This window comes from Baekduia sp. Peel2402 (assembly GCF_052567285.1).
Window position 1 is genome coordinate 3,934,930 of record NZ_CP199582.1, and the last position, 21,485, is coordinate 3,956,414.

22 protein-coding genes are annotated in these 21,485 nt (G+C 72.1%); 15 read left to right on the plus strand and 7 right to left on the minus strand.

Annotated features, from left to right (window positions below; genetic code table 11):
- Positions 1-65 precede the first annotated feature (65 nt).
- From ACT01A_RS19185 to ACT01A_RS19205, 5 genes are all read left to right on the plus strand, one after another.
- Positions 66-1,430, plus strand: a complete 1,365-nt coding sequence (locus ACT01A_RS19185) for an NAD(P)/FAD-dependent oxidoreductase (protein WP_445148700.1) — start codon at positions 66-68, stop codon at positions 1,428-1,430.
- A gap of 140 nt (positions 1,431-1,570) precedes the next feature.
- A complete protein-coding gene (locus ACT01A_RS19190; protein ID WP_445148701.1) occupies positions 1,571-2,689 on the plus strand; it encodes an ABC transporter ATP-binding protein in 1,119 nt (372 codons plus the stop codon).
- Positions 2,690-2,763: 74 nt separating this feature from the next.
- Entirely contained in the window at positions 2,764-3,783 is a 1,020-nt protein-coding gene (locus ACT01A_RS19195) for an ABC transporter permease (RefSeq protein ID WP_445148702.1), read from the plus strand.
- Positions 3,776-4,735 carry an ABC transporter permease gene (locus ACT01A_RS19200; protein ID WP_445148703.1) on the plus strand — a complete coding sequence of 320 codons (960 nt, stop codon included), beginning with the start codon at positions 3,776-3,778 and terminating at the stop codon, positions 4,733-4,735. Before ACT01A_RS19195 ends, ACT01A_RS19200 begins: the two co-directional genes overlap by 8 nt.
- 26 nt (positions 4,736-4,761) lie before the next feature.
- Entirely contained in the window at positions 4,762-5,922 is a 1,161-nt protein-coding gene (locus ACT01A_RS19205; protein WP_445148704.1) for an ABC transporter substrate-binding protein, read from the plus strand.
- Here the strand turns inward: ACT01A_RS19205 and ACT01A_RS19210 are convergent.
- Entirely contained in the window at positions 5,901-7,379 is a 1,479-nt protein-coding gene (locus tag ACT01A_RS19210) for an amidase (protein ID WP_445148705.1), read from the minus strand. The two genes, ACT01A_RS19205 and ACT01A_RS19210, sit on opposite strands and share 22 nt — an antisense overlap.
- 24 nt (positions 7,380-7,403) lie before the next feature.
- On the opposite strand from ACT01A_RS19210, the gene ACT01A_RS19215 reads away from it, so the two are divergent.
- From ACT01A_RS19215 to ACT01A_RS19230, 4 genes are read left to right on the plus strand one after another with little or no spacing between them, the layout of a single operon-like run.
- Positions 7,404-8,546 carry a C45 family autoproteolytic acyltransferase/hydolase gene (locus ACT01A_RS19215; protein WP_445148706.1) on the plus strand — a complete coding sequence of 381 codons (1,143 nt, stop codon included), beginning with the start codon at positions 7,404-7,406 and terminating at the stop codon, positions 8,544-8,546.
- The gene (locus tag ACT01A_RS19220; RefSeq protein WP_445148707.1) at positions 8,543-9,853 is read left to right on the plus strand and encodes a flavin monoamine oxidase family protein; all 1,311 of its coding nucleotides are present in this window, start codon (positions 8,543-8,545) and stop codon (positions 9,851-9,853) included. Before ACT01A_RS19215 ends, ACT01A_RS19220 begins: the two co-directional genes overlap by 4 nt.
- Positions 9,850-10,929 (plus strand): NAD(P)/FAD-dependent oxidoreductase, encoded by a 1,080-nt coding sequence (locus ACT01A_RS19225; protein ID WP_445148708.1) that lies wholly within the window; start codon positions 9,850-9,852, stop codon positions 10,927-10,929. Before ACT01A_RS19220 ends, ACT01A_RS19225 begins: the two co-directional genes overlap by 4 nt.
- Positions 10,922-12,427 carry a gamma-glutamyltransferase family protein gene (locus tag ACT01A_RS19230; RefSeq protein ID WP_445148709.1) on the plus strand — a complete coding sequence of 502 codons (1,506 nt, stop codon included), beginning with the start codon at positions 10,922-10,924 and terminating at the stop codon, positions 12,425-12,427. The genes ACT01A_RS19225 and ACT01A_RS19230 overlap by 8 nt, the downstream gene beginning before the upstream one ends.
- A gap of 13 nt (positions 12,428-12,440) precedes the next feature.
- Here ACT01A_RS19230 and ACT01A_RS19235 read toward each other — a convergent pair whose 3' ends face one another.
- The 4 genes from ACT01A_RS19235 to ACT01A_RS19250 are packed head-to-tail and all read right to left on the minus strand — an operon-like array spanning position 12,441 to position 15,640.
- Positions 12,441-13,376, minus strand: a complete 936-nt coding sequence (locus tag ACT01A_RS19235) for a VOC family protein (protein ID WP_445148710.1) — start codon at positions 13,374-13,376, stop codon at positions 12,441-12,443.
- A complete protein-coding gene (locus ACT01A_RS19240) occupies positions 13,373-13,996 on the minus strand; it encodes a 4-carboxy-4-hydroxy-2-oxoadipate aldolase/oxaloacetate decarboxylase (protein ID WP_445148711.1) in 624 nt (207 codons plus the stop codon). Before ACT01A_RS19240 ends, ACT01A_RS19235 begins: the two co-directional genes overlap by 4 nt.
- A complete protein-coding gene (locus tag ACT01A_RS19245; protein ID WP_445148712.1) occupies positions 13,993-14,706 on the minus strand; it encodes a PIG-L deacetylase family protein in 714 nt (237 codons plus the stop codon). The genes ACT01A_RS19240 and ACT01A_RS19245 overlap by 4 nt, the downstream gene beginning before the upstream one ends.
- On the minus strand, positions 14,699-15,640 hold the full coding sequence (locus ACT01A_RS19250; protein ID WP_445148713.1) for a DUF6282 family protein: 942 nt from the start codon (positions 15,638-15,640) through the stop codon (positions 14,699-14,701). Before ACT01A_RS19250 ends, ACT01A_RS19245 begins: the two co-directional genes overlap by 8 nt.
- A gap of 81 nt (positions 15,641-15,721) precedes the next feature.
- On the opposite strand from ACT01A_RS19250, the gene ACT01A_RS19255 reads away from it, so the two are divergent.
- Positions 15,722-16,363 (plus strand): GntR family transcriptional regulator, encoded by a 642-nt coding sequence (locus tag ACT01A_RS19255; RefSeq protein WP_445148714.1) that lies wholly within the window; start codon positions 15,722-15,724, stop codon positions 16,361-16,363.
- 51 nt (positions 16,364-16,414) lie between these two features.
- Here ACT01A_RS19255 and ACT01A_RS19260 read toward each other — a convergent pair whose 3' ends face one another.
- Complete coding sequence (locus ACT01A_RS19260; protein WP_445148715.1) at positions 16,415-16,750, minus strand: hypothetical protein; 336 nt, start codon at positions 16,748-16,750, stop codon at positions 16,415-16,417.
- 16 nt (positions 16,751-16,766) lie between these two features.
- Positions 16,767-17,543 (minus strand): PepSY domain-containing protein, encoded by a 777-nt coding sequence (locus ACT01A_RS19265; protein WP_445148716.1) that lies wholly within the window; start codon positions 17,541-17,543, stop codon positions 16,767-16,769.
- A gap of 98 nt (positions 17,544-17,641) precedes the next feature.
- Here ACT01A_RS19265 and ACT01A_RS19270 point away from each other — a divergent pair, with 98 nt between their 5' ends.
- The 5 genes from ACT01A_RS19270 (at position 17,642) to ACT01A_RS19290 (ending at position 21,433) form a co-directional block, all read left to right on the plus strand.
- A complete protein-coding gene (locus tag ACT01A_RS19270) occupies positions 17,642-18,568 on the plus strand; it encodes a VWA domain-containing protein (RefSeq protein ID WP_445148717.1) in 927 nt (308 codons plus the stop codon).
- 64 nt (positions 18,569-18,632) lie between these two features.
- Positions 18,633-18,830 carry a hypothetical protein gene (locus tag ACT01A_RS19275; protein ID WP_445148718.1) on the plus strand — a complete coding sequence of 66 codons (198 nt, stop codon included), beginning with the start codon at positions 18,633-18,635 and terminating at the stop codon, positions 18,828-18,830.
- Positions 18,831-18,835: 5 nt separating this feature from the next.
- Complete coding sequence (locus ACT01A_RS19280) at positions 18,836-19,489, plus strand: response regulator transcription factor (protein WP_445148719.1); 654 nt, start codon at positions 18,836-18,838, stop codon at positions 19,487-19,489.
- Positions 19,486-20,373 carry a sensor histidine kinase gene (locus ACT01A_RS19285; protein ID WP_445148720.1) on the plus strand — a complete coding sequence of 296 codons (888 nt, stop codon included), beginning with the start codon at positions 19,486-19,488 and terminating at the stop codon, positions 20,371-20,373. The genes ACT01A_RS19280 and ACT01A_RS19285 overlap by 4 nt, the downstream gene beginning before the upstream one ends.
- 28 nt (positions 20,374-20,401) lie before the next feature.
- Positions 20,402-21,433, plus strand: coding sequence for an AAA family ATPase (locus ACT01A_RS19290; protein WP_445148721.1), 1,032 nt, complete (start codon positions 20,402-20,404; stop codon positions 21,431-21,433).
- The last annotated feature ends 52 nt before the right edge of the window (positions 21,434-21,485 follow it).

Below are 21,485 nucleotides of genomic sequence, written 5' to 3' on the forward strand. Positions count from 1 at the left end.
TTCACGGCGACCGTGTGACGGCCTGTCGGCAGAACCCCGCACGCGCGCGTGGCAAGGTGATGTCCATGACGATCTCCTTCTGGGACGCGACCTCCGGCCGGACCGCCCCGCCGCGCCCTGCGCTCCAGGGCGCTCGCGACGCCGACGTCTGCATCGTCGGCGCCGGCTACACCGGCCTGTGGACCGCGTATGAGCTCAAGCGCGCCGCGCCGCACCTGGAGGTCGTCGTCCTGGAGGCCCGCACCGTCGGCTTCGGCGCGTCGGGTCGCAACGGCGGCTGGGTCGTCGGCGAGCTGGCGGGCAACCGCGAGAAGTGGGCCGCTAAGACGAGCCGCGACGCCGTCATCGCCCTCGGCCAGGCGATCCGCGACACGGTGGACGAGGTCGGCGCGGCGGTCGTCCGCGAGGGCATCGAGTGCGGCTTCTACAAGGGTGGCTCGATCCACGTCGCGCAGACGCCGCTGGAGCTGGCGATCGTCGAGGCCCGGGTCGCGGAGGACAAGCAGTGGGGCTGGCGCGACGACGACAACCAGCTGCTCGACGCGCAGCAGGCGGCGGCGCGAGTGGCGGTGGACGGAGTGGTGGGGGCGAGGTACACGCCCTGCTGCGCCCGCGTCCAGCCGGCCCAACTCGTCCACGGCCTCGCCGAAGCGGCCGAGCGACTGGGCGTGGTGATCCACGAGCAGTCGGCCGTCCAGGCGATCGCCCCGGGCCAGGCCAAGACCTCGCAGGGCGAAGTGCGCGCGCGCTTCGTCGTCCGGGCGACCGAGGCCTACACCGCAGACCTCCCCGGCCTGCACCGCGCGCTCATCCCCATGAACTCCTCCATGATCGCCACCGAGCCGCTCGACGCCGCCACCTGGAAGCAGCTCAACTGGGACGACGCCGAGACCCTCCTCGACGGCCGCCACCGCTACATCTACGCCCAGCGCACCCCCGACGACCGCATCGCCATCGGCGGCCGCGGCGTCCCCTATCGCTTTGGCTCCAAGACCGACCGCGAAGGCCCGGTCCCGACCCAGACGGTGAACGAGCTGCACGAGCGGCTGAAGCAGCTCTTCCCACCCCTACAGAGTGTCCGCGTCGACGCCGCCTGGCACGGCGTCCTGGGTGTCCCGCGCGACTGGGCGCCCGCCGTCGGCCTCGACAAGGCGACCGGGATCGCTCACGCCGGCGGCTACGTCGGCGAGGGCGTCGCGGCCGCCAACCTCGCCGGTCGGACCCTCAAGGACCTCATCTTGAACGAGGACACGCCGCTCACCAGGCTCCCCTGGGTCGGCCCGCTCGCGCGCCCCTGGGAGCCTGAACCGCTGCGGTTTGCGGGCGTCAACGCGGTCTATGGCCTCTACCGCCGCGCCGACGAACGGGAGGCCCGCACCGGCCGTCCGTCGCTGGCCGCCAAGCTCGCCGGGCTCATCGCCGGGCGCTGAAGGTCTTACAAAATCTCGACACCCGGTCGGACGCGGTTCCGACACGCGGTCGCCCCACATGACACTGTGTGACTCTCGGGCGGCCAGGCAGGGACACAACGGTCGATGTCATCGCCCAACGGCGCCCGTACATTCGCCGCATGGAGCACACGCAGCCGGTGGTGTCCCTGCGGGGCGTCACCAAGCGGTTCGACGACGTCGCCGCGGTCGACCGGCTGGATCTGGACATCCGGGACGGCGAGTTCCTCGCGCTCCTCGGCCCGTCCGGATGCGGCAAGACCACCACCTTGCGGATGATCGCGGGGTTCGAGCAGCCCACCGAGGGCGAGATCTTCATTGGCAACGAGCCGGTAGTCGGGATCCCGCCGCACAAGCGGGAGGTCAACACGGTCTTCCAGCAGTACGCGCTGTTTCCGCACCTCGACATCATCGACAACGTCGCCTACGGGCTCAAGCAGCGCGGCGTCAAGAAGGGCGAGCGCCGCAAGCAGGCCGCCGAAGCCCTCGCGATGGTGCACCTCACCGGGCGCGAGAACGCCAAGCCCTCGCAGCTCTCCGGCGGCCAGCAGCAGCGCGTCGCGCTCGCTCGCGCGCTGGTCATGCGCCCCAAGGTGCTGCTCCTCGACGAGCCGCTCGGCGCGCTGGATCAGAAGCTGCGCAAGGCCATGCAGATCGAGTTGAAGCGGTTGCAGGCCGAGGTCGGCATCACCTTCGTGTTCGTCACCCACGACCAGGAGGAGGCGCTGGCGATGGCCGATCGCATCGCGGTCATGGACAAGGGCCGCATCGAGCAGCTCGCCCCGCCGCGCGAGCTCTACGACGAGCCCGCCACGACCTTCGTCGCCGGGTTCATCGGCGACATGTCGACCGTCAACGGCACCGTGGCCGGCGACGTCGCCGAGCTGCCCGGCGGCCTGAAGGTCCCGCTCGGCCGCCGCCTCACCGACGTCGCCAACGGCACCGCCGTCCACGTCGGCCTGCGTCCCGAATGCGGGACCTTCAAGCCCGCGACCAACGGCGACGCCAACGCGACGGTCGCCACCGCGATGGTCCTCGGCGACCGACTCCAGGTCATTGCCAAGGTCGGCGATGGCGACGAGGTGCTGCTGCGCCAGGCGCGTACGCCCGAGAACGACGCGGCCGCCGCGCTGCGTCCCGGCGACGGCCTGGCGATCGACTTCCACGCCGGCGCGGGCCTGCTGCTCGCGCCGCAGGGCTCAGAAGACCGCGCGCTCTCCGCGACGGCGGTGGTCGCATAGCTGCCACCGCCACGGCGCCGCCGCCGAGCACCGCGGCAACCACCACCGCCAATGCGCCCACGCGCGGCCGCCGCATGCTCAGCGCGCTGATCGGCCTGGCCGCCGTCGCGCTCGTCGCCGTGCTCTACGTCGAGCTCGGTGGCTTCGTCACCGGCCTGGCGCCCGGCGCGCTGCTGGTCCTGATCGCGCTGCCGGTCTTCGTTGCCGGCGGCCTCTTGCTGGCCAAGCTGCGCCTGATCCCGCGGCCTGAGGGCTACCCGCTCACGCTGCTGGGCGCGTCGCTGGCCTACTACGCCGCGTTCTTCCTGGTGCCGCTCGCGTTCCTGGTGGCCTTCTCGGTCGCCACCCCGCTGGGCTACGGCGACGTCTCCTACGGGTTCGACACCCAGAACTTCTCGCTGGCCTTCAACGAGGTCTACATCAAGGTCTTCACCCGCACGCTGCGCTTCGCGGCGATCGGCACGCTGCTGGTGATCGTCGTCGGCTTCCCGATGGCCTACTGGCTGGCCCGCTACGCGCCGGCCAACCGCAAGAACCTGCTGCTCGGGCTGCTGATCGTCCCGTTCTGGACCTCGTTCCTGATCCGCACCTACTCGTTCCTGATCGTGTTGGACCCGCACTTCATCCTGTCGACCGGGCTGGAGGACCTCGGGATCATCAAGGAGCCGCTCCACATCCTGTACACCAACACCTCGGTCCAGATCGGCATCGTCTACAACTACCTACCGCTCTTCGTGCTGCCGGTGTACGCCTCGCTGGACCGGTTGGACTGGAAGCTGCTGGACGCGGCCAACGACCTGGGCTCCAACGCCTTCGCGGCGCTGCGCCAGATCACGCTGCCGCTGGCGATCCCCGGCCTGGCGACCGGCACCTTGTTGGTGTTCATCCCGATGATGGGCGAGTACGTCATCCCGCAGATCCTCGGCGGCGGCAAGGTTGACCTGATGGGCAACATCATCCAGCGGGCGTTCCTGGAGCAGCAGAACTACCCGCTCGGCGCCGCGATCGCGATGGTGCTCATGGGAGCGCTGTCGATCTTCCTGGTGCTCTACCTCTGGCTCTCGACCCGTGCGACGGAGATCCGCGATGCGTGACGCTCTCGGCAAGTTCTCCGCCTTCGCCGGCGCGCTGGTGCTGGTCGCCGGCCTGATCGCGGTCGTCGCGTTCGTCGCCGGCCTGCTCGGCGGCAACCTCAGCGCTGGCAGCCTGGTTGCCGCGCTGGTCGGCGCCGGCCTGATCTTCGCCGCGACGCGGCTGGTGCCGGTCCCGTCGCTGCTGGGCGGCTACAGCGCGCTGGTCTACATCGGGCTGTTCCTCCCGATCATCATCGTGATCATCTACGCCTTCAACGGCGGCCGCTACACGACGCAGTGGGACCACTTCTCGACCTCGGCGTTCTCCAAGGCCTTGGACGACGAAGGCATCACCGAGTCGATCACGCGGTCGTTTCGGATCGGCATCACCACGGCGATCGTCTCGACGCTGCTGGGTACCGCTGCGGCGCTCGCGCTGGCCCGCGCCAAGATGGGGATCCGCACGCCGGCCGAGGTCGTGATCCTGCTGACGGTCGTCGTGCCGGAGGTCGTGATCGCGATCGCCTCGTTGATCTTCTTCGTCAACGTCGGCTTCGAGCTGGGCGAGCTGACGATGTTCCTCGGGCATTGCGTGTTCAACATGTCCTTGGTCATCCTGATCGTGCGCTCGCGCTTCCTGTCGATGGGCGACACGCTGGAGGAGGCGTCCCGCGACCTGGGCGCGGGCCCGATCTCGACGTTCTGGCAGATCACGCTGCCCCGGCTGCTGCCCGCGATCTTGGCGGGCGGGCTGCTGGCCTTCACGTTCTCCTTCGACGACGTCGTGATCTCGAACTTCACGTCCGGCGCCGGCCACGAGACCTGGCCGCTGCACGTCCTCTCGGCGCTGCGCTTCGGCCTCAGCCCGACGCTCAACGCGGCCGCGACGATGATGATCGGCGTGACGCTCGTCGGTCTCGCGTTGGCCGCGCTCGCCCTGCGCGTCGGCAACCGCCAGACGTCCACCACCTGAACACCCTCACGAGGAGCACGCACAACATGCAGGACGACGAGATCAAGATCCTCGCCCCGACGGGTGGGATGACCCGGCGCCGGGCAATGGTCGCGGGCGCGGGTGGCCTGGCCTCCCTGTTCCTGGCCGCCTGCGGCGGCAAGTCCAGCGCGGGGGGAGGTGGCGGCAACGCCTCTGTCACGACGAAGAAGCTCGGTACGGAGATCGAGGCCGGCCCGCTGTTGATGGCCAACTGGCCCGACTACGTCGACCCGGCGCACTACAAGGCCTACACGTCGAAGTTCGGCCCGAAGACCAAGGTGGAGGGCTACGGCTCAAACGACGAGCTGATCGCCAAGCTCTCGGCCGGCGGCTCCAACTACGACATCGTCGTCCCGTCGGGCGGCTACGTCCCCGAGATCGTCCAGAAGGGCCTGGCGCATCCGCTGGACCACTCGTTGCTGCCCAACCTGAAGAACCTCCAGCCCAAGTTCACCCAGAACGCCTGGGACAAGGGCAACAAGCACTCGGTGACCAAGGACTACGGCGTCACGTCGTTCTACTACCGCAAGGACGTCGTCAGCGACCCGCCCGACACGCTGCTGGGCTGGTGGCAGCTGATCCCCAGGCTCAAGGGCAAGAGCATCAACTTCATCGAGGGCTCCGGCGAGACGATCCCGCTGGCGCTGCTCGCGCTGGGCCTCGACGCCTCGTCGACCAAGGACGCCGACTACAAGGAGGCGATGAAGCTGATGAGCGCCGCCAAGCCGGCGATCACCAACATCAACTCGACCTACATCGAGCGCCTCGGCAAGGGCGACATCGACGTCGGCGTCGGCTGGAACGGCGACATCGCTCGCGCGGCCGACACGGCGGCCAAGAAGGGCGTCGAGATCGGCTTCTTCGTCCCGCAGGACCGTGGCTGGTACTGGACCGACGAGTGGCTGATCCCGGCCGCCAGCAAGAACCCGGTCGCCGCCCACGCGTGGATCAACTACGTGCTCGACCCCAAGGTTGCGGGCGAGGAGCAGTCCTACATGGGCTACAACACGCCGATCGAGGGTTCGCTGGACTACGTCCCCGAGAAGGTCGCCGAGAACCCGATGACCGCGATCCCGGAGGACGTCCTCTCCAAGTACAGCTCCGGCATCAACACGCCCGAGCTGACCGCGATCCAGTCCAAGTACTACGGGTTGTTCCGGTCCTGATCGGAAGAGGCGACGGCCAGCGGTGGTCGGCGGGCGGCGGCGAGCGCCCGCTCGACCGCCCGCGCGGCCGCCAGAAGGCCGCGCTCGCCGCGGTGGCGGCCGACGAGCTGCAGCCCCACGGGCAGCCCGTCGGCCGTGAAGCCCGCCGGGACGCTGATCGCTGGGTGGCCGGTCACGGTGATCCGGGAGCAGGACCGCATCCAGGCGATGTAGTCCTCCATCTCGACGCCCTCGACCGACGTGGGGTAGGGGACGTCGACGGCGAAGGGCGCGACCTGGGTGGCCGGCAGCGCGAGGACGTCGAAGCCGTCCGTGGTGACGCGGCGCCCGCCGGGCCCCAGGAAGTCGCGCATGGCGGTGTACGCTCGCTCGCGGGCGCGCAGCGCGCCGCCAATCTGGGCGCCGGTCAGCGCCAGGCCCTTCTCCAGGTTGTAGGTGATGGTGTCCTTCATCCGCCCGGGGTGCTCAGCGGCGAGCGGCGCGACGGTCGTGGCGAAGCCGAGGGCGCGCAGGACGTCGAAGGCCTCGTCGGCGCCGGTGAGGTCGGGCTCGGCGTCGGCGATCCGCGCGCCGGCGTCCTGGAGGCGCGCGCGGGCGTCGGTCAGGACGTCGCGCACCGCGCGCTCGACGGGCAGGCCGCCGAGGTCCTCGCTCCAAGCGATCCGCAGGTCCGCCAGGGCGCGATCGGCGACCGGGTCCAGGGCATCAACGCGCCGCATGGGGAACGACCGCGGGTCGCGCCGGTCGAAGCCGGCCATCGCGCCGTACAGCAGCGTGGCGTCGTCGACGCTACGCGCGATCGGGCCGTAGACCGACAGCGACTCCCACGGGTCGCCGCCCTCGACGTCGGCGGGAATCGCGCCGGGCGATGGCCGCAGGCCGACGACCGAGCAGAACGCGGGCGGGTTGCGGACGCTGCCGCCGAGGTCCGAGCCGTCGGCGATCGGGACCATCCCGCAGGCGACGGCGACCGCCGCGCCGCCGCTGCTCCCGCCACACGTGCGGTCCAGGGCGAACGGGTTGCGCGTAGGGCCGAAGACCTCGTTGAAGGTCTGCGATCCGGCGCCCAGCTCGGGCGTGTTGGTCTTGCCGATGATGATCGCGCCCGCGAGGCGCAGCCGCTGGACCATCAGCGAGTCGGCATCGGGCACGTGGTCGGCGAAGATCGCCGAGCCGTAGGTCGTGCGCACGCCGCGGACGTCCTCGAGGTCCTTGATCGCGACCGGCAGGCCGTGCAGCGGGCCCAGCGGCTCGCCGTAGGACTGCGCGGCGTCCGCCGCTTCGGCCTGCGCCCGCGCGCCGTCGGCGTCGAGCGTGACGATCGCGTTGACCATGGGGTTGACCCGCGCGATCTGGTCCAGGTGCGCCTCCAGCACCGCGGTGGCGCTCAGGCGGCCGGTGGCGATCGCGGCGGCCAGCTCACGCGCCGGCATCCAGCAGATCGTCTCGCCATCCATGCTGCCCGATCGTAGTCGATGAACATGACCCAGACGCCGTGTCCCCCCGACGGGATCGTCACCCATCACTCCGCGCCGATGTCGCCCGCGGAGCGCGGCGAGGAGCTGGGCGTCGCGCACGCCGACGCGATCCAGCGGACGATCGAGGGCTACGAGCGTCTGTTTGGCGCGGTGGCCGGCGGGGTCGTGGACCTGGCCGCGCTCGGCCGCGAGGCGCTGAAGGCGATCGAGGGCGTCAGCGCGGCGTCAGCGGCCGAGGTCCGCGGGATCGCCCTGGGCGCGGGCACCGATCCGGCGCACATCGCGGCGCTCAACGCCCGCACCGAGATATTGGCCTTGCTCGGCGCACGCGGGCGGGGCGAGTGCTCGACCGTGGTCGTGTTGGGTCCCAACGGCCAGCCGCCGCTGACGATGCAGACCTGGGACTGGCACGACCACTTCGCCGACTCGTGGTTCGTCTGGACGATCGAGCACGAGGACGGGCGCGTCGTCCACCTGCTGACCGAGTACGGGATCTTGGGGAAGATCGGCGTCAGCTCCCGCGGCGTCGGGTTGCACTTCAACATCCTGCATCACCGCAGCGATGCCGCCGCGTCCGGCGGCATCGGCGCGCCGCTGCACGTCCTCGCGCGCATGGTGCTGGACCAGGCCGACGACGCCTCCCACGCGCTGGCGCTGCTGGGCGCCGCCGAGGTCTCGGCGTCGAGCGCGCTGACCGTGATCGGCGCCGGCAACGCGGGCAAGAGCGCGGTGTCGGCCGAGCTGGTCCCTGAGGGTCCGCGCTTCGTGACGCCGTCGGCCAACGGGCTGCTGATCCGCACCAACCACTGCCTCGACCCGGCCGCGGCCGTCGGCGACCGCGCGCCCCGCGCCGGGCCGGACTCCTACCTGCGCCAGGACGTCCTGAACCGCGCGCTGTACGGCCGCACTCCGGCCGGACGCGAGGCGTTGCGGTTGTTGATGGCCTCGCACGCCGGGGGCTCGGGTGCGGTCTGCTGCCATCCGGATCCCGCCGCGGAGCTCGGCGACCGCTGGGCGACCCTGGCGACGATCGCGCTCGACGTCCGGGAGGGCGAGCTGTGGGTCCGCCGCAACGGCCCCTGCGACGACGCCTCCCAATGGTGGGCCGCGGGCGCTCGCCGCACCGCGATGATGGAGGCGGCATGAGCCTGCCGGCCTGCCTCGACGTGATCGTCGTCGGGGGCGGCGTCGCCGGGCTCGTCGCCGCTCGTGATCTGAGCGCGGCCGGCCGGCGCGTGCGGCTGGTCGAGGCGCGGGAGCGCTTCGGCGGACGCGTCTGGTCGGCGCCGTTCGGCGGCGACGGGCCGACGATCGAGCGCGGCGGCGGCTGGTTCGACGCCGACCTGCAGCGGCCGCTGCGCGACGAGGTCGACCGCTACAACATCTCGATTGCGCCGGCGGAGCCCTACGCGGCCGCCCGCTGGTTCACGGGCGGGACGCTGCGCGCCGGGCTGCCGGTGCCGATCGCCGAGGGCGGTGACCTAGAGCGCGTCGTCGTCGCGATCAACGAGGCCGGGCGGCGCTACGCGAACGCCGACGCAGCGCAGCGGGCGGCGGCCGACGTCAGCACCGCGGACTGGCTCGACGGCCTCGCGCCGAGCGCCGCGACCAGGGACTTCATCTACGGCTGGTGCGGGCTGATGAGCGGCGCGCCGATGGACGTCACGCCGGCCAGCGGCCTGCTCAGCGTCGTCGCCGAGGGCGGTGGCGCGTGGGCGATGGCCTCGCACCTCAAGCACGTCTTCGCCGACGGCACGAACGCGCTGTCGGGCGCGCTGGCCGCCGACCTCGGCTGCCCGGCCGACCTCTCACGCCCGGTGGTCGCGATCGAGCAGGGCGATCGCGGCGTCTGCGTGCGTACGCTCGACGGCGAGACGCTGGAGGCGCGCTTCTGCGTGCTGGCGATCCCGATCAACGTGATGGGGTCGCTCGACGTCCGGCCCGGGTTCACCGCCCCGCGCAGCAGCGCGCTGGCCACCGGCCATCCGTGCCGGCCGACCAAGGTGTTCATGTCGGCGACCGGCGTCCCGAACGGCCTGATCGGCGCGGGGTGGGGGACACCGCTGCACTGGCTGACCGCGATCGGGCAGCCGCACGGCGACGGCCAGCTCGTCGTCGGCTTCGCGATGGACGGCGCGATCGATCCCGCGGACCACGATGGCCTTGAAGCCGCGTTGCGGGTCTATGCTCCGGACGCGCGCGTGCAGGCGATCGACACCTACAACTGGAACGCGGACCCGTTCTCCAGGGGCGCGTGGGCGACGCCGCCGGCCGGCTGGGAGTCCGCCGGGCTGGCCGACGCGCTCGCCGCGCCGCACGGCCGCGTGCTGATGGCCGGGTCCGACGTCGCGCCCGAGCACGGGGGCTGGATCGCGGGCGCGATCGCCTCGGGCCGCGCGACCGCCCAGCACGCGCTGGCGCTCCTGGCCGCCGAACCCGCCCGCGCCGCATGAGCGACGTGGTGGTGATCGGCGGCGGCATCGTCGGGGTGTCGGCGGCGCTGTTCCTCGCGGAGGCGGGCGCGTCGGTGACGTTGCTGGAGGCCGAGGCCGTCGCCGCCGCGGCGTCCGGCCGCAACGCGGGATCGATCCAGCACCCCATGGATGCGGTGCGCTCTGAGTTGTACGAGGAGTCGGTCGCGATCCACCGGCGCTTTGGCGTGATCGGCGACGAGGCGGCGGGGCTGCTGGTGGTCGGGCCGGACGCCGACGCGGCAGTCGCGGGCGCCGCGGCCTTCCCGGGCCTACGCGCCGAGCCGCTGGACGCCGCGGCGCTGCGCGCGGTCGAGCCCGAGATGGCGGAGGGGTTGGACGGAGTGTTGGTGCATGGCACCGGCTATCCCGCGCACCCCGCCGCCGCCACCCACCGCCTCGCCGAGGAGGCCCGCGCGCTCGGGGCGACGATCGTGGAGGGGGTTCGCGCCGTGCCGGAGGTTGTTGGCGGCCGCGCCGTGGGCGCCCGCGCCGACGATGGCACGCTGCACGCCGCCGACCGCGTTCTGGTCGCCGCCGGCCCGTGGTCCTCCGCGCTCGCCGATCCGACCGGGGAGTGGTCGCCGGTGAGCGCCCTGTGGGGTGTGACGATGCAGGTCGCGCTGCCGCCCGGTCATGGTGTACGTCATCGCATCGAGGAGTGGGACGAGCCGTTCGACGCCGGCGTCCAGTTCGAGGCGACGCCGCTGGACGATGTGACCGTCCTCGGCGCCTCGCGCACCATCGAGACCCCGGATGAGACCACCTACGCCGCTGCCATCCTCTCCCGCGCGGCACGCTTTCTCCCAATCCTCGCCTCCGCGCGTACCGTGAAGGCCGCCACCTGCGCGCGTCCCGTCACGCCGGATGGCCTTCCGCTCCTCGGCCCCGTGCCCGGCGTCGAAGACCTCCATGTCGCTGCCGGCCACGGCCCGTACGGCATCTCGCTCGGCCCGGCCTCCGGCCGCATTGCCGCCGACGTGCTCCTCGACCGCAGCGCTGTACCGACCGCCTTCGCCACCGACCGCCCATCGCTCGGCCGAGGCGCGCATGCCTGACCCGGGCGCGGTCGCGTCGCCCCACCGCGCGGCGACGGCGGCCGGGGAGCGGGCGCTGGCGACGGGCGGCACCGCCGTCGACGCCGCGCTGGCGGCCGCCGCGGTGCTGACCGTCATCTACCCGCACAACTGCGCGCTCGGCGGCGACCTGTTCGCCGTGGTCCGCCACGCCGACGGCACGATCGAGTCGGTCAACGCCAGCGGGCCGGCGGGCGCGCGCGCCGATGCGGAGGCGATCCGCGCGCGCGGTGGGTCGTCGATGCCGATCACCGGCCCCGACACGATCACGGTGCCCGGGCTCGTCGCGGGGTGGGCGGCGCTGCACGAGCGCGGCGCCACCCGCTCGTGGCAGGACGCCCTTCGCGATGCCATTGCCTACGCCGAGGGCGGCGTGCCGGTGGCGCGGTCGCTCGGGGCGACGATCGCCGATGCGGATCTCGCCGACCCCGGCCTGGCCGCGGTCTTCGCGCCCAACGGCCGCCGCCTGGCCACCGGTGATGTCCTTCAACAACCCGCACTTGCCGCGACGCTACGCACGATCGCGACCGAGGGCGCCCAGGCGCTCTACACCGGTCCGATCGCGTGCGCCCTCGCCAGCGTGCCCGGCGTGGCGATCACGGAGGACGACCTCGGCGCCTTCGCCCCCGAGATCACGCCGCCGACCACCGTCGCCGCGCTCGGCCTCGACGTCCACACCAGCCCGCCCAACGCCTCCGGCGTCTTGCTGCTCCAGGCGCTGGCCGTCGTCGATCGCCTCGGCTCGGTGGCACCGCAGCTCCTCGCCGAGCTGTTCCGCCTCGGCGCCGCCGACCGGGATGCGTTGCTCGGCGATCCCCTTCACGGCGGGGTCGGCGCCGGCGCCTTCCTCGATCCCGCACATCTCGCGGACCTCGCCGATCGCGCGGTCACCCAGCGCGCGCCGGTGGCCGTCCAGCGCCGTCCGCGGCCGACCGGTGACACCGTCGCGGTCGTCGCCACCGACGCCGACGGCCGCGCCGTCTCGCTGATCCAGAGCCTCTTCCACGGCTTCGGCTCCGGGATCCTGGAGCCGACGACCGGCATCGTCCTGCACAACCGCGGCGCGTTCTTCAGCCTCACGCCCAACCACCCCAACTTGCTCGCGCCCGGCCGTCGCCCGGCGCACACGCTGCTCCCGGTCCTGGTGACCGACCCCGCCACGGGAGACCTCAAGGGCGCGCTTGGCACGATGGGCGGCCGCGTGCACGCCCAGATCCTCACGCAGGTCCTGCTGCGCTTGCTCGACGGCGACAGCCCGCAGGACGCGGTCGACGCGCCGCGCTGGATCGTCGGCGGGATGGAGCTGGGCGAGCCCGACGACACCGTCCGCATCGAGGACGGCGTCGCCTTCAGCGTCCACGGCGCGCTGGCCGGCGCCGGCGTCCCGGTCGTCGAGGAGCCGCGCGACTCCGAGTGGCTCGGCCACGCGCAGGCGATCTGGGACGGCGTCGCGGGCAGCGACCGGCGCGCCGACCCGTAGGCCTAGGACTCGATCAGTCGACCGGCGGCGTCCCGTACGTGTGGAACGACTCCACCGTCTTGACGCCCCACGCCTGGCCCTTCTTGCGGTCGGCCTCCGTCCAGACGACGACAGGCTCGTCCGGCGCGTAGACGAAGCGCCCGCCGGTCGTGACCTCGATCCGGTTGCCGCCGGGCTCGATCCCGTACAAGAAGAACCCGGCCGCGATCGCGTGCTTGGACGGCGCCGCTTCGATCTCGACGCCCGCGTCGAGCCACAGGTCCGCGGCGCGCAGGCACTCCTCGCGCGTGTCGACCCAGAAGGCGAGGTGATGGAGTCGCCCGTGCGCGTCGCGCGCGTCGTGGGTGTAGATCAGCTCGTGTGCGGCGATCGACGCGCTCATCCACGCGCCGGCCTCGACCCCGTCGTCCAGCTCGATCCGCTCGTACAGCCGATAGCCGAGCGCGTCGGTGCAGAACTCGCGGTTCGCGCGCACGTCGGCCGCCAGGATGTTGATGTGGTCGAGCCGCTTGCAGGCGATCCCGCGCCCGAGGTTGCGTCCCGGGATGTTCTTCAGCGCCGGTTCCAGCCCTGGCGGTGCCACGTAGCGCTCGCACTCGTAGTAGATCTCGAAGACGTGGCCGTCGGGGTCGCGGAAGCGGTAGGACGGCCCGCGCCCGAGGTCGCCGTCGGTCCAGCCTCCGCCCAGGCCGGTCGCCGCGATCGCCGCGACCCGCCGCTCGAGCGCTTCCGGCGACCACGCCCGGATCCCGAGCACGCCCATCCCCGAGCGGTCTGACGCCGTCAGCTTGAGCGACCAGCGCTGGTAATCGCCCCACCCGCGCAAGTAGGTGGAGTCGCCCTCCTGCGCGTGGATCTCCAACCCCATGACGTCGGTGAAGAACGCCAGCGACGCGTCGAATTTGGGCGTGAGCAGCTCGACCGGGCCGAGGTGGGCGATCTCGCTCACGGGCCCTCCACCACCGCGCGCAGCCCGTCCAACTCATAGGACAACGCGCCCGCCTGGAGCTTCTCGCGCTTGAGGCGCTCCTTGCCCTCACGCGCGAGCGACGCCGCCATCACGTCCTCGGCCCGCTCCGCCGCGACGACCGTGGCGCCGTCGGCGTCCATCACCACCAGGTCGGCCGGGCGGATCCGCGCGCCGCCCACGACCACGGGCACGTCCAGCTCGCCCGGCGTGTCCTTGAGCGCGCCGCGCGAGCGCACCCACCGCGCCCAGATCGGCAGGCCCATCTCCTCCAGGTCGGCGCAGTCGCGCACCGCCGCGTCGACCAGGATCCCGGCCGCGCCGTGGATCAGCGCCTGCGTCGCGAGCAGGTCCCCCAACAACGCGACGGGCGTCGGCTCGGGCATCGTCAGCACCAGGACCTCGCCGGGCTGTAGTGCGGCCATCGCCGCGTGGACCATCAAGTTGTCGTCCTGCGCGCAGCGCGCGATGCGGGCGGGGCCGCAGGCGCGCGCCCCGGGGACGATCGGGATCAGGTCGGCGTCCACGAGCCCCTCACGGCCGGACGCCTCGTAGACGGTCGCCGCGCCGAGGCGGGCCAGCTCGTCGGTCAGCGCGCTCACAGCTCCCCCACCACCTGGGGCAGGACGCGCATGAAGCTCTCGCCGTACTTGACCTCGCTGCGGCCCGAGGCCCGGCGCGCGTGGTTGCCGCGGTGCTCGCCGCGCTGGGCGTAGTAGGTCTGCAGGTACTGCTGGGCCTTCATCTCGCCCATCGCCGCGAGCTTCTGCTCCCACACGCTCGTGATGTCGACGTGCACGGTCGGCGTGAACGAGCACAGCTCCGGCTGGTGGGGCTCGAAGAGGAAGAGCTGCGGGGGCTTGATGGTGTCGAACGCGCTCGTCACGCCCGCGCCCGCGGCCAGCGACCGGGCGCGGTCCACGGCGCCGTGGGCGATCGGGTGGTCCGGGTTGAAGGGGTCGGTCGCGGTGTGGGTGATCAGGACGTCGGGCGCGAACGCGCGGATCGCCTCGGCGATCTCCAGTAGGCGGTCGCCGTCGATCTGCAAGGGGTAGTCGCCGAGGTCCAAGCACGTGAAGGACGCGCCGAGGTGGGCCGCCGCGGCCTCGGCCTCGGCGTGCCGGATCTTCTTGACGTTCTCGACTCTCTGCCCTGGCTGCTTCCACAGCTCGCCGGACTCGCCGCGCTCGCCGTAGCTCAAGGCAATCACCTCGGCTTGCCCACCCAAGGACACCGCCTTGGCAACGGCGCCGCCCGCGCGCCACACGAAGTCGGCGCTGTGGGCGCCGATCACCTGCACGCGCTTAGGCATCGGCGTCGACTCCCGCTAGACGTCGCGTGTTGTCCACCGCCATGGTTCGGACCTCCTGCTCGCTGAACCCCGCGGCGAGGAAGGCGTCGGCCATGAGGGCCAGGCCGTCCTCGACCGGCGGGTTGAAGACCTGCCCGAGGTCGCTGCCCCAGACGGTGTGTCGGGCGCCCACGGCGCGCGTGGCGGCGAAGATCTCCTCCCACGTGCACTTGCCGGTGTAGGGCGTGGTGAGCGCGCGCTGGAAGAGCGCGCCGCGGCTTGCCAGCTCCTGCTGGTCGGCGGGCGTCATCCGGTGCGAGGGGAACTCGGGGTTGGTGATCACGATCGTCTTGACCCCGGCGTCTGCGGCGGCGTCCACGACGGCGAAGACCTCGCGGCGTGAGAGGTGGCCGGTGTTGAGGACGAGCCCGTGTCGGGCCACGACGCTCAAGACCTCCAACAACGCCGGGAGCGGCGCACCGTCGGCGTCGAGGACCGGGACCGCGCGTGGTGACGTGCCGGCCGCCCGCAGCTCCAGCTCGTAGCGCACCCACACCGGCACGTTGGCGCCGGGGTTCGCGCCCTCGACCTTGGCGACCTCGCTGCACGCGCTGACCGTCGGCAGCCACACGAACCGCACGCCCTGGCGTGCTGCGACCTCCACCGCCGTCGCGTTGAGCCCGCCGATCGCGTGGTTGAGCACGATCGATCCGAGCGCGACCGGGAGCGGCGCGCCGACGGCGGCGTTGACGACCGCGGCGCGCTCGTAGGTGGCGGTGTAGTGCGACATGAGGCCGAAGCCAGCCAGGCCGAGGTCGGCGCAGCGGCGCGCCAGCTCGAGGTCCGTGATCCGCCGCGGCGCGAAGTCCGGCGCGACGTGGACGTACGGATCGAACGCCCCGCGGACCAGCGCACGGGCGCGCTCGGAGGGGAGGGGATGCTCGGGATCCGGCACGACGTCGTCGACGCTACCAAGATGCGAACAAGATTGTTGACAATCTTGTTCATGGACCGACCGGTCGACTACGCTCCGGCTGTGAGCGAGACCGACGCCTACGAGGCCCTTCACGGCGAGATCGTCGCCGGCGAGCTGTCGCCCGGTGAGCGGTTGGTGGAGGAGGAGCTGGCCGAGCGGCTCGGGGAGTCTCGCGGTGCCGTCCGCGCGGCGCTGCTGAAGCTGGACCACGACGGCCTGGTCGTGCGCGAGCGCAACCGCGGCGCGCGCGTCCGCCGCGTCACGCTGGAAGAGGCGATCGAGGTCCTGGAGGCCCGCGCGGCGCTGGAGTCCCTCGCCGCCGGCTACGCCGCGCTACGCCGCACCGACGACGAGCTGACCGAGTTGCAGTCCTTGATCGCCGACATGGCCAAGCTCCACACCGCCGGCGAGTTGCTGGCCATGTCCGAGCGCAACGCCGCCCTGCACCGCCGCATCCTCGAGATCTCCCGCCACTCCGTCGCCCTCGACGTCTGCTCTCGCCTGCACTCCCAGATCGTCCGCTTCCAGTTCCGCACCGTCCTCGCACCCGGCCGCTCTCCCCGCTCCCTCTCCGAGCACCAGGCCATCGTCGACGCCATCGCCACCTCCGACCGCCGCACCGCCGAACGCGCCATGCACAAGCACCTCAACAACGTCACCCAGGCGCTGATCTCCGTCGCGTCCAACCGCGCGGCGTCCTGACGCACGCCCCCGCCGCGCCCGACAAGGGCGCGGCGGTGGGCGTGTGGAGTCCTACGTCTGCGGCGTCGTGGTCGTCGTGGACGGCGCGGTCGGCGCGGACTGCTGCTGCTGCGAGGAGCCCGAGTCTGAGCCGGAGCCGTCCTTCGGGCACGGGTGGTCGCCGTTGCCCCCGCCGCCGCCGTAGCCGCCGCCGCGCGGCGCGGCGTTGTTGTCGTTGTCCTGCGTCGCCGTCGGGAGCGTCTGGCTCGACGGAGTCGACGAGGAGGTCGACGGCGCGGTGCTCGATGAGGACGTGTCGCCGGAGGCGACGGAGGCGCCGCCGATGATGAGGGCGAGGGCGGCGAGGCTGCCGGCGAGGCCGGCGCGGGTCTTCTGCTTGGTGTCCATCAGGGTCTCCTTGGTCCTAGGGGTGGTTGGGGTGCTGGGCGTCGAGGGCGGACTTGACCTTGGCGGCGTCGAGGCCGAGCTCCTTGGCCAGGGCGGTGGCAAAGGCGGTCTCGCGGTCGTCGCGGATCCCGTCCAGGGCGGACTGGGCCTTGGACTGGGAGATCCCGAACTTGGCGGCGAGCGCCTTGGCGAGGGCGTCGCGGTCACCGCCGCCACGCGTGCCGCCGGCCCCGCGGTCGGGCCGGTTGGCGTCGAGCACCGCCTGGACGTCGCTCTCGGACTGACCGAGCGCCTTGGCGATCGCGGCGGCGCGGCCGTCGTCGCCGCCCTTGTCCTTGTCCTTCGCGGCAGGCCGCGTCGCGTCGAGCGCCGCGGTCAGCTTGGCCTCGGTCACGCCGAGCGCCTTGGCCAACGCGGCGGTGTCGACGTGCCCGCGGCCGCCGCGGCCGCCGTGCCCGCCGCGGCCACCGGCCGGCCGCGTGTCCACCGACGTCACGTTGTAGTCCTTGTCGACGTGGACCTCGACCTCGGTCCCGTCGCTCTTCTTCAGGTGCGCCTCGTACACGCCGCCCGCGTCGGTCTCGACCCGCAGGACGGTCGCGCCCGGCACCTTCGCGAGCGCCGCCGCCTTGACCTGGTCGGCCGTGGTGCCGGTGAGCGCGGTCTCGTTGGGATGGCCGCCCGCGGGCGGGGCGGAGCTGGAGGAGGACGCCGCGGTCGCGATCGCCGCGCCTCCGAGGGACAGTCCGACCGCCGCCGCGACGGCGGTGGTCTTCGTCTTGATGTTGGTCATGCCCCCACCGTCACGACCAGACCGTCACCTTCCCGTCAGCGAATCCTGAGAGCGCGGCGGTGACGGAGAGGTGACGGCCCAGAGGGCACGCTGCACGCATGTCTTTCGGATCACCCGTGCTGCTCGCCGGCCTGGCGCTCGTCCCGATCCTCCTCATCATCTACATCACCTACGAGCGACAGGCCCGGCGCAAGGCGAACACCATCGTCGCGCCCGCGCTGGCGCCCGCGGTCACGCCCAAGCGCGCCGGCTGGCGCCGCCACGTGCCGGTCATCGGCGGCATGGCGTCGCTCGCCCTCCTGCTCACCGCGCTGGCCAAGCCGCAGACGACCGTCGCGGTCCCCGTCGAGCAGGCGCGCGTGGTCATCGCCACCGACCGCTCCGGGTCGATGGAGGCCAAGGACGTCGCCCCGGACCGCCTCACCGCCGCGCGCAACGCCGCGGTCGACTTCGTGGACTCGGTCCCCGACGGCGTCAAGATCGGCGCGATCGCCTTCAACCAGGCGCCGACCGTCCTCGCCTCACCGACCGCGGACAAGGAGGAGGTCAAGGCGGCGATCAAGACCATCACCGCGGCCGGCACGACCGCCACCGGCGACGCGTTGAACCAGGCGCTCACGCTGCTCAAGAGCGACAAGAGCCCCGCGGCGATCGTCCTGCTCTCCGACGGCAAGTCGGTCCGCGGCGAGGACGTGCTCACGGTCGCGCGCGCCGCGAAGGCCGCCAAGATCCCCGTCTACACGGTCTCGCTCGGCACCGCTGACGGCACCATCACCACGAAGACCGGCACCAGCAAGGTCCCGCCGGACACGGCCACGATGCAGCAGGTGGCCTCCATCACCGGCGGCAAGGCCTACACGATCTCCGACGCCGACGAGCTCTCCCAGGTCTACGAGCAGCTCGGCTCCAAGCTGACCAAGAAGGACAAGAAGCAGGACGTCACCAACCAGTTCGCCGGCGGCGCGCTGCTCGTCCTCCTGCTCGGATCGCTAGCGGGCGTGCGCCTGACCGGCCGGCTCGTCTAAGGCTTTCAGCTTCCGCTCAGGTTCCGCGAAGGCTGGCTTCAGCAAGAGGCGCTTGGCTGGTGTCATGCCCTCCAACCGCCTCGCGTTCCTATCGGTCGCCGTCGGCTCGGCCCTGCTCGGCTGGGCCACCGCCGGCGTGAGCGCGATCGGCTCGGACCTGCCCAAGGCCCCGGCGCAGACGCAGACCACCACCCAGCCCCAACCGCAGCCGCTCGACTTCGACCACCACCATCGCGGCCGCCACGGCCGCCCGGGGGTCTGAGCGCGATGCGCGTCCTGCTGGCCGAAGACCACCCCGGCGTCGCCAAGTCGATCGCGACCGGCCTGCGCCGCCACGGCGCGGCCGTCGACGTCGCGCCCGACGGCGGCCAAGCCCTATATCTCGCCCGCGTCCATCCCTATGACGTGGTCGTCCTGGACCGCGACCTGCCGGAGGTCCACGGTGACGACGTCTGCCGCGCGCTCAACAGCGAGCAGCCGGATACCAAGGTCCTCATGTTGACCGCCTCGCGGACGACGGACGACATCGTCCAAGGGCTCAGCCTGGGCGCCGACGACTACCTGCTCAAGCCGTTCCGCTTCGCCGAGCTGGTTGCGCGCGTCGAGGCGCTGGCGCGCCGCGCCGGAAGCGCCCGGCCCGCGGTCCTCGAGAGCCACAGCATCAGCTTGGACCCGGCCAAGCGCACGGTCACCCGCGACGGCGAGCCGATCGACCTCGCTCGCAAGGAGTTCGGCGTCCTGCACGCGTTGATGGCGGCCGGCGGCGACGTCGTCTCCACCGAGGACCTACTCGCCTCTGTCTGGGACGCGAACGTCGACCCGTTCTCCAACATCGTGCGCATGACGGTCATGAAGCTGCGCCGCAAGCTCGGCGAGCCGAACGCGATCGAGACCGTCGCGGGCGTCGGGTACCGCATGTGACCTCGGTCCGCCTGCGTTTGACGCTGTTCTACGCCGGGCTGCTGGCCTTCGCCAGCGGCCTCGTGCTGTTGGCGTCCTACGTCCTGGTTCGCAACCACCTCAACAACACGCTGGACGCTGAGACGGCCCACCACGCGGTTGCCTCGCTGGGCTCGCAGTACGCGATCGCGATCGTCGCGGTGATCCTGCTGGCGGCTGGCGGCGGCTGGCTGGTCTCCGGCGAGGTGCTGGCGCCTCTGGCCCGCGCGATCGCCGCGCAGCGGCGCTTCGTCGCCAACGCCTCGCACGAGCTGCGCACGCCGATGACCGCGATCCGCGTGGGGGCGGAGGTCGCGCTGGACGATCCGGACGCGACGGTCGAAGACCTACGACACGTCCTCCGCGAGACCGTCGCCGCGACCGAGGAGACCGATCGCCTCATGACCTCGCTGCTCGCGCTCGCGTCAGCGACCGACGGCACCCGGGCCGACGAGCCGGTCGAGTTGTCCAAGATTGTCTCCGCCGTCCTACCGCCGAACGCGCGCATTGACGCGCAGCTCCAGTCGACCACCGTCCGCGGCGACGCCGCGCTGCTCCAACGCGCCGCCGCCAACCTGGTGGACAACGCGATGCGCCACGGTCGCACCGGTGCGCGCGTCGAAGTCACGCTGCGCGACGGCGCGCTGACCGTCGCCAACGCGGGCCCGAAGATCACGCCCGCGGACCTCGCGCGGATGACCGAGCCCTTCGAGCGCCTGCGCCGCGGCACCGCGCCGGGCACCGGCCTCGGGCTGTCGATCGTCAAGGCGATCGCGGAGTCCCACGGCGGGCGGTTGAAGCTGGACGCGCCTGCGGAGGGCGGGCTTGTCGCCAAGCTCGCGCTGCCCGAGGTAACCGGCAGGTGACGGGCCGGTCGTCAACGTGATCAACACGATGCACGACGACCGCACCCTCTTCCCCGATCAACCCACTGAACTTGATCCCGACGCCGAGGCGCGCCACGCGCTCTCGGCCGTCCTCGCGCAGGCCAAGCGCGTAGTCGTCGGTCAGGACGCGATGCTCGAGCGCGTGCTCGTCGCGCTCCTCGCCGGCGGCCACGTCCTCCTCGAAGGCGTTCCCGGCCTGGCCAAAACGCTGACCGTCCGCACGCTCGCCCAGGCGCTCGGCGGCTCGTTCTCCCGCGTCCAGTTCACCCCCGACCTGGTCCCGGCCGACATCGTCGGCACGCGGATCTGGCAGCCGGACCGCGGCGCGTTCCGGACCGAGCTCGGCCCGGTGTTCGCCAACCTGCTGCTCGCCGACGAGATCAACCGCGCGCCCGCCAAGGTGCAGAGCGCGTTGTTGGAGGTCATGCAGGAGCATCAGGTGACGATCGGCGGCGAGGCCTACAAGGTGCCCCAGCCGTTCCTGGTCCTCGCCACGCAGAACCCGATCGAGTCTGAGGGCACCTACTCGCTGCCCGAGGCGCAGGTCGACCGCTTCCTGTTCAAGTTGATGGTCGAGTACCCCAACGTGGAGGACGAGGTCGCGATCGCTCGCGGTGTCGTGTCGACCGCCGACATCCGCCAGGTGCTGACGATGGAGGCCCTGGAGGCCCACCGCGCTCGCGCCCGCGAAGTGCTCGTCGACCGCGAGGTCGCGCGCTACGCGGTCTCGCTGGTGGACGCCACACGCCATCCGGCCAAGCATGGCCTACAGGATCTCGAGCGGGCGATCGAGTTCGGTGGCTCGCCGCGTGCGTCGATCGGTCTCGTGCAGTCCGCGCAGGCGCTCGCGCTGCTGCGCGAACGCACCTACGTGACGGTCGAGGACGTCGCCGACCTCGCCAAGGACGTGCTGCGCCACCGGCTCGTGCTGTCCTACGACGCGCTCGCCGACGGCGCCAGCGCCGACTCGTTGTTGGACAAGATCATCGACGCCGTTGCTGCGCCGCGCGCCAAGCACCTGGTCGAGGTCGCCGCCTGATGCGTCGTCCCTCGCCGGCCCGGCAAGGACCCGGGCCGATACCCACGCAGGC

What these genes read in the sequence shown, in the direction of transcription:
- ACT01A_RS19195 (WP_445148702.1), top strand. Translation starts at nt 2,764, where the DNA reads ATGCTCAGCGCGCTGATCGGCCTGGCCGCCGTCGCGCTCGTCGCCGTG.
- ACT01A_RS19245 (WP_445148712.1), bottom strand. Translation starts at nt 14,706, where the DNA reads ATGCCTAAGCGCGTGCAGGTGATCGGCGCCCACAGCGCCGACTTCGTG.
- ACT01A_RS19210 (WP_445148705.1), bottom strand. Translation starts at nt 7,379, where the DNA reads ATGGATGGCGAGACGATCTGCTGGATGCCGGCGCGTGAGCTGGCCGCC.
- ACT01A_RS19185 (WP_445148700.1), top strand. Translation starts at nt 66, where the DNA reads ATGACGATCTCCTTCTGGGACGCGACCTCCGGCCGGACCGCCCCGCCG.
- ACT01A_RS19265 (WP_445148716.1), bottom strand. Translation starts at nt 17,543, where the DNA reads ATGACCAACATCAAGACGAAGACCACCGCCGTCGCGGCGGCGGTCGGA.
- ACT01A_RS19225 (WP_445148708.1), top strand. Translation starts at nt 9,850, where the DNA reads ATGAGCGACGTGGTGGTGATCGGCGGCGGCATCGTCGGGGTGTCGGCG.
- ACT01A_RS19190 (WP_445148701.1), top strand. Translation starts at nt 1,571, where the DNA reads ATGGAGCACACGCAGCCGGTGGTGTCCCTGCGGGGCGTCACCAAGCGG.
- ACT01A_RS19230 (WP_445148709.1), top strand. Translation starts at nt 10,922, where the DNA reads ATGCCTGACCCGGGCGCGGTCGCGTCGCCCCACCGCGCGGCGACGGCG.
- ACT01A_RS19220 (WP_445148707.1), top strand. Translation starts at nt 8,543, where the DNA reads ATGAGCCTGCCGGCCTGCCTCGACGTGATCGTCGTCGGGGGCGGCGTC.
- ACT01A_RS19275 (WP_445148718.1), top strand. Translation starts at nt 18,633, where the DNA reads ATGCCCTCCAACCGCCTCGCGTTCCTATCGGTCGCCGTCGGCTCGGCC.
- ACT01A_RS19200 (WP_445148703.1), top strand. Translation starts at nt 3,776, where the DNA reads ATGCGTGACGCTCTCGGCAAGTTCTCCGCCTTCGCCGGCGCGCTGGTG.
- ACT01A_RS19205 (WP_445148704.1), top strand. Translation starts at nt 4,762, where the DNA reads ATGCAGGACGACGAGATCAAGATCCTCGCCCCGACGGGTGGGATGACC.
- ACT01A_RS19280 (WP_445148719.1), top strand. Translation starts at nt 18,836, where the DNA reads ATGCGCGTCCTGCTGGCCGAAGACCACCCCGGCGTCGCCAAGTCGATC.
- ACT01A_RS19290 (WP_445148721.1), top strand. Translation starts at nt 20,402, where the DNA reads ATGCACGACGACCGCACCCTCTTCCCCGATCAACCCACTGAACTTGAT.
- ACT01A_RS19260 (WP_445148715.1), bottom strand. Translation starts at nt 16,750, where the DNA reads ATGGACACCAAGCAGAAGACCCGCGCCGGCCTCGCCGGCAGCCTCGCC.
- ACT01A_RS19270 (WP_445148717.1), top strand. Translation starts at nt 17,642, where the DNA reads ATGTCTTTCGGATCACCCGTGCTGCTCGCCGGCCTGGCGCTCGTCCCG.
- ACT01A_RS19215 (WP_445148706.1), top strand. Translation starts at nt 7,404, where the DNA reads ATGACCCAGACGCCGTGTCCCCCCGACGGGATCGTCACCCATCACTCC.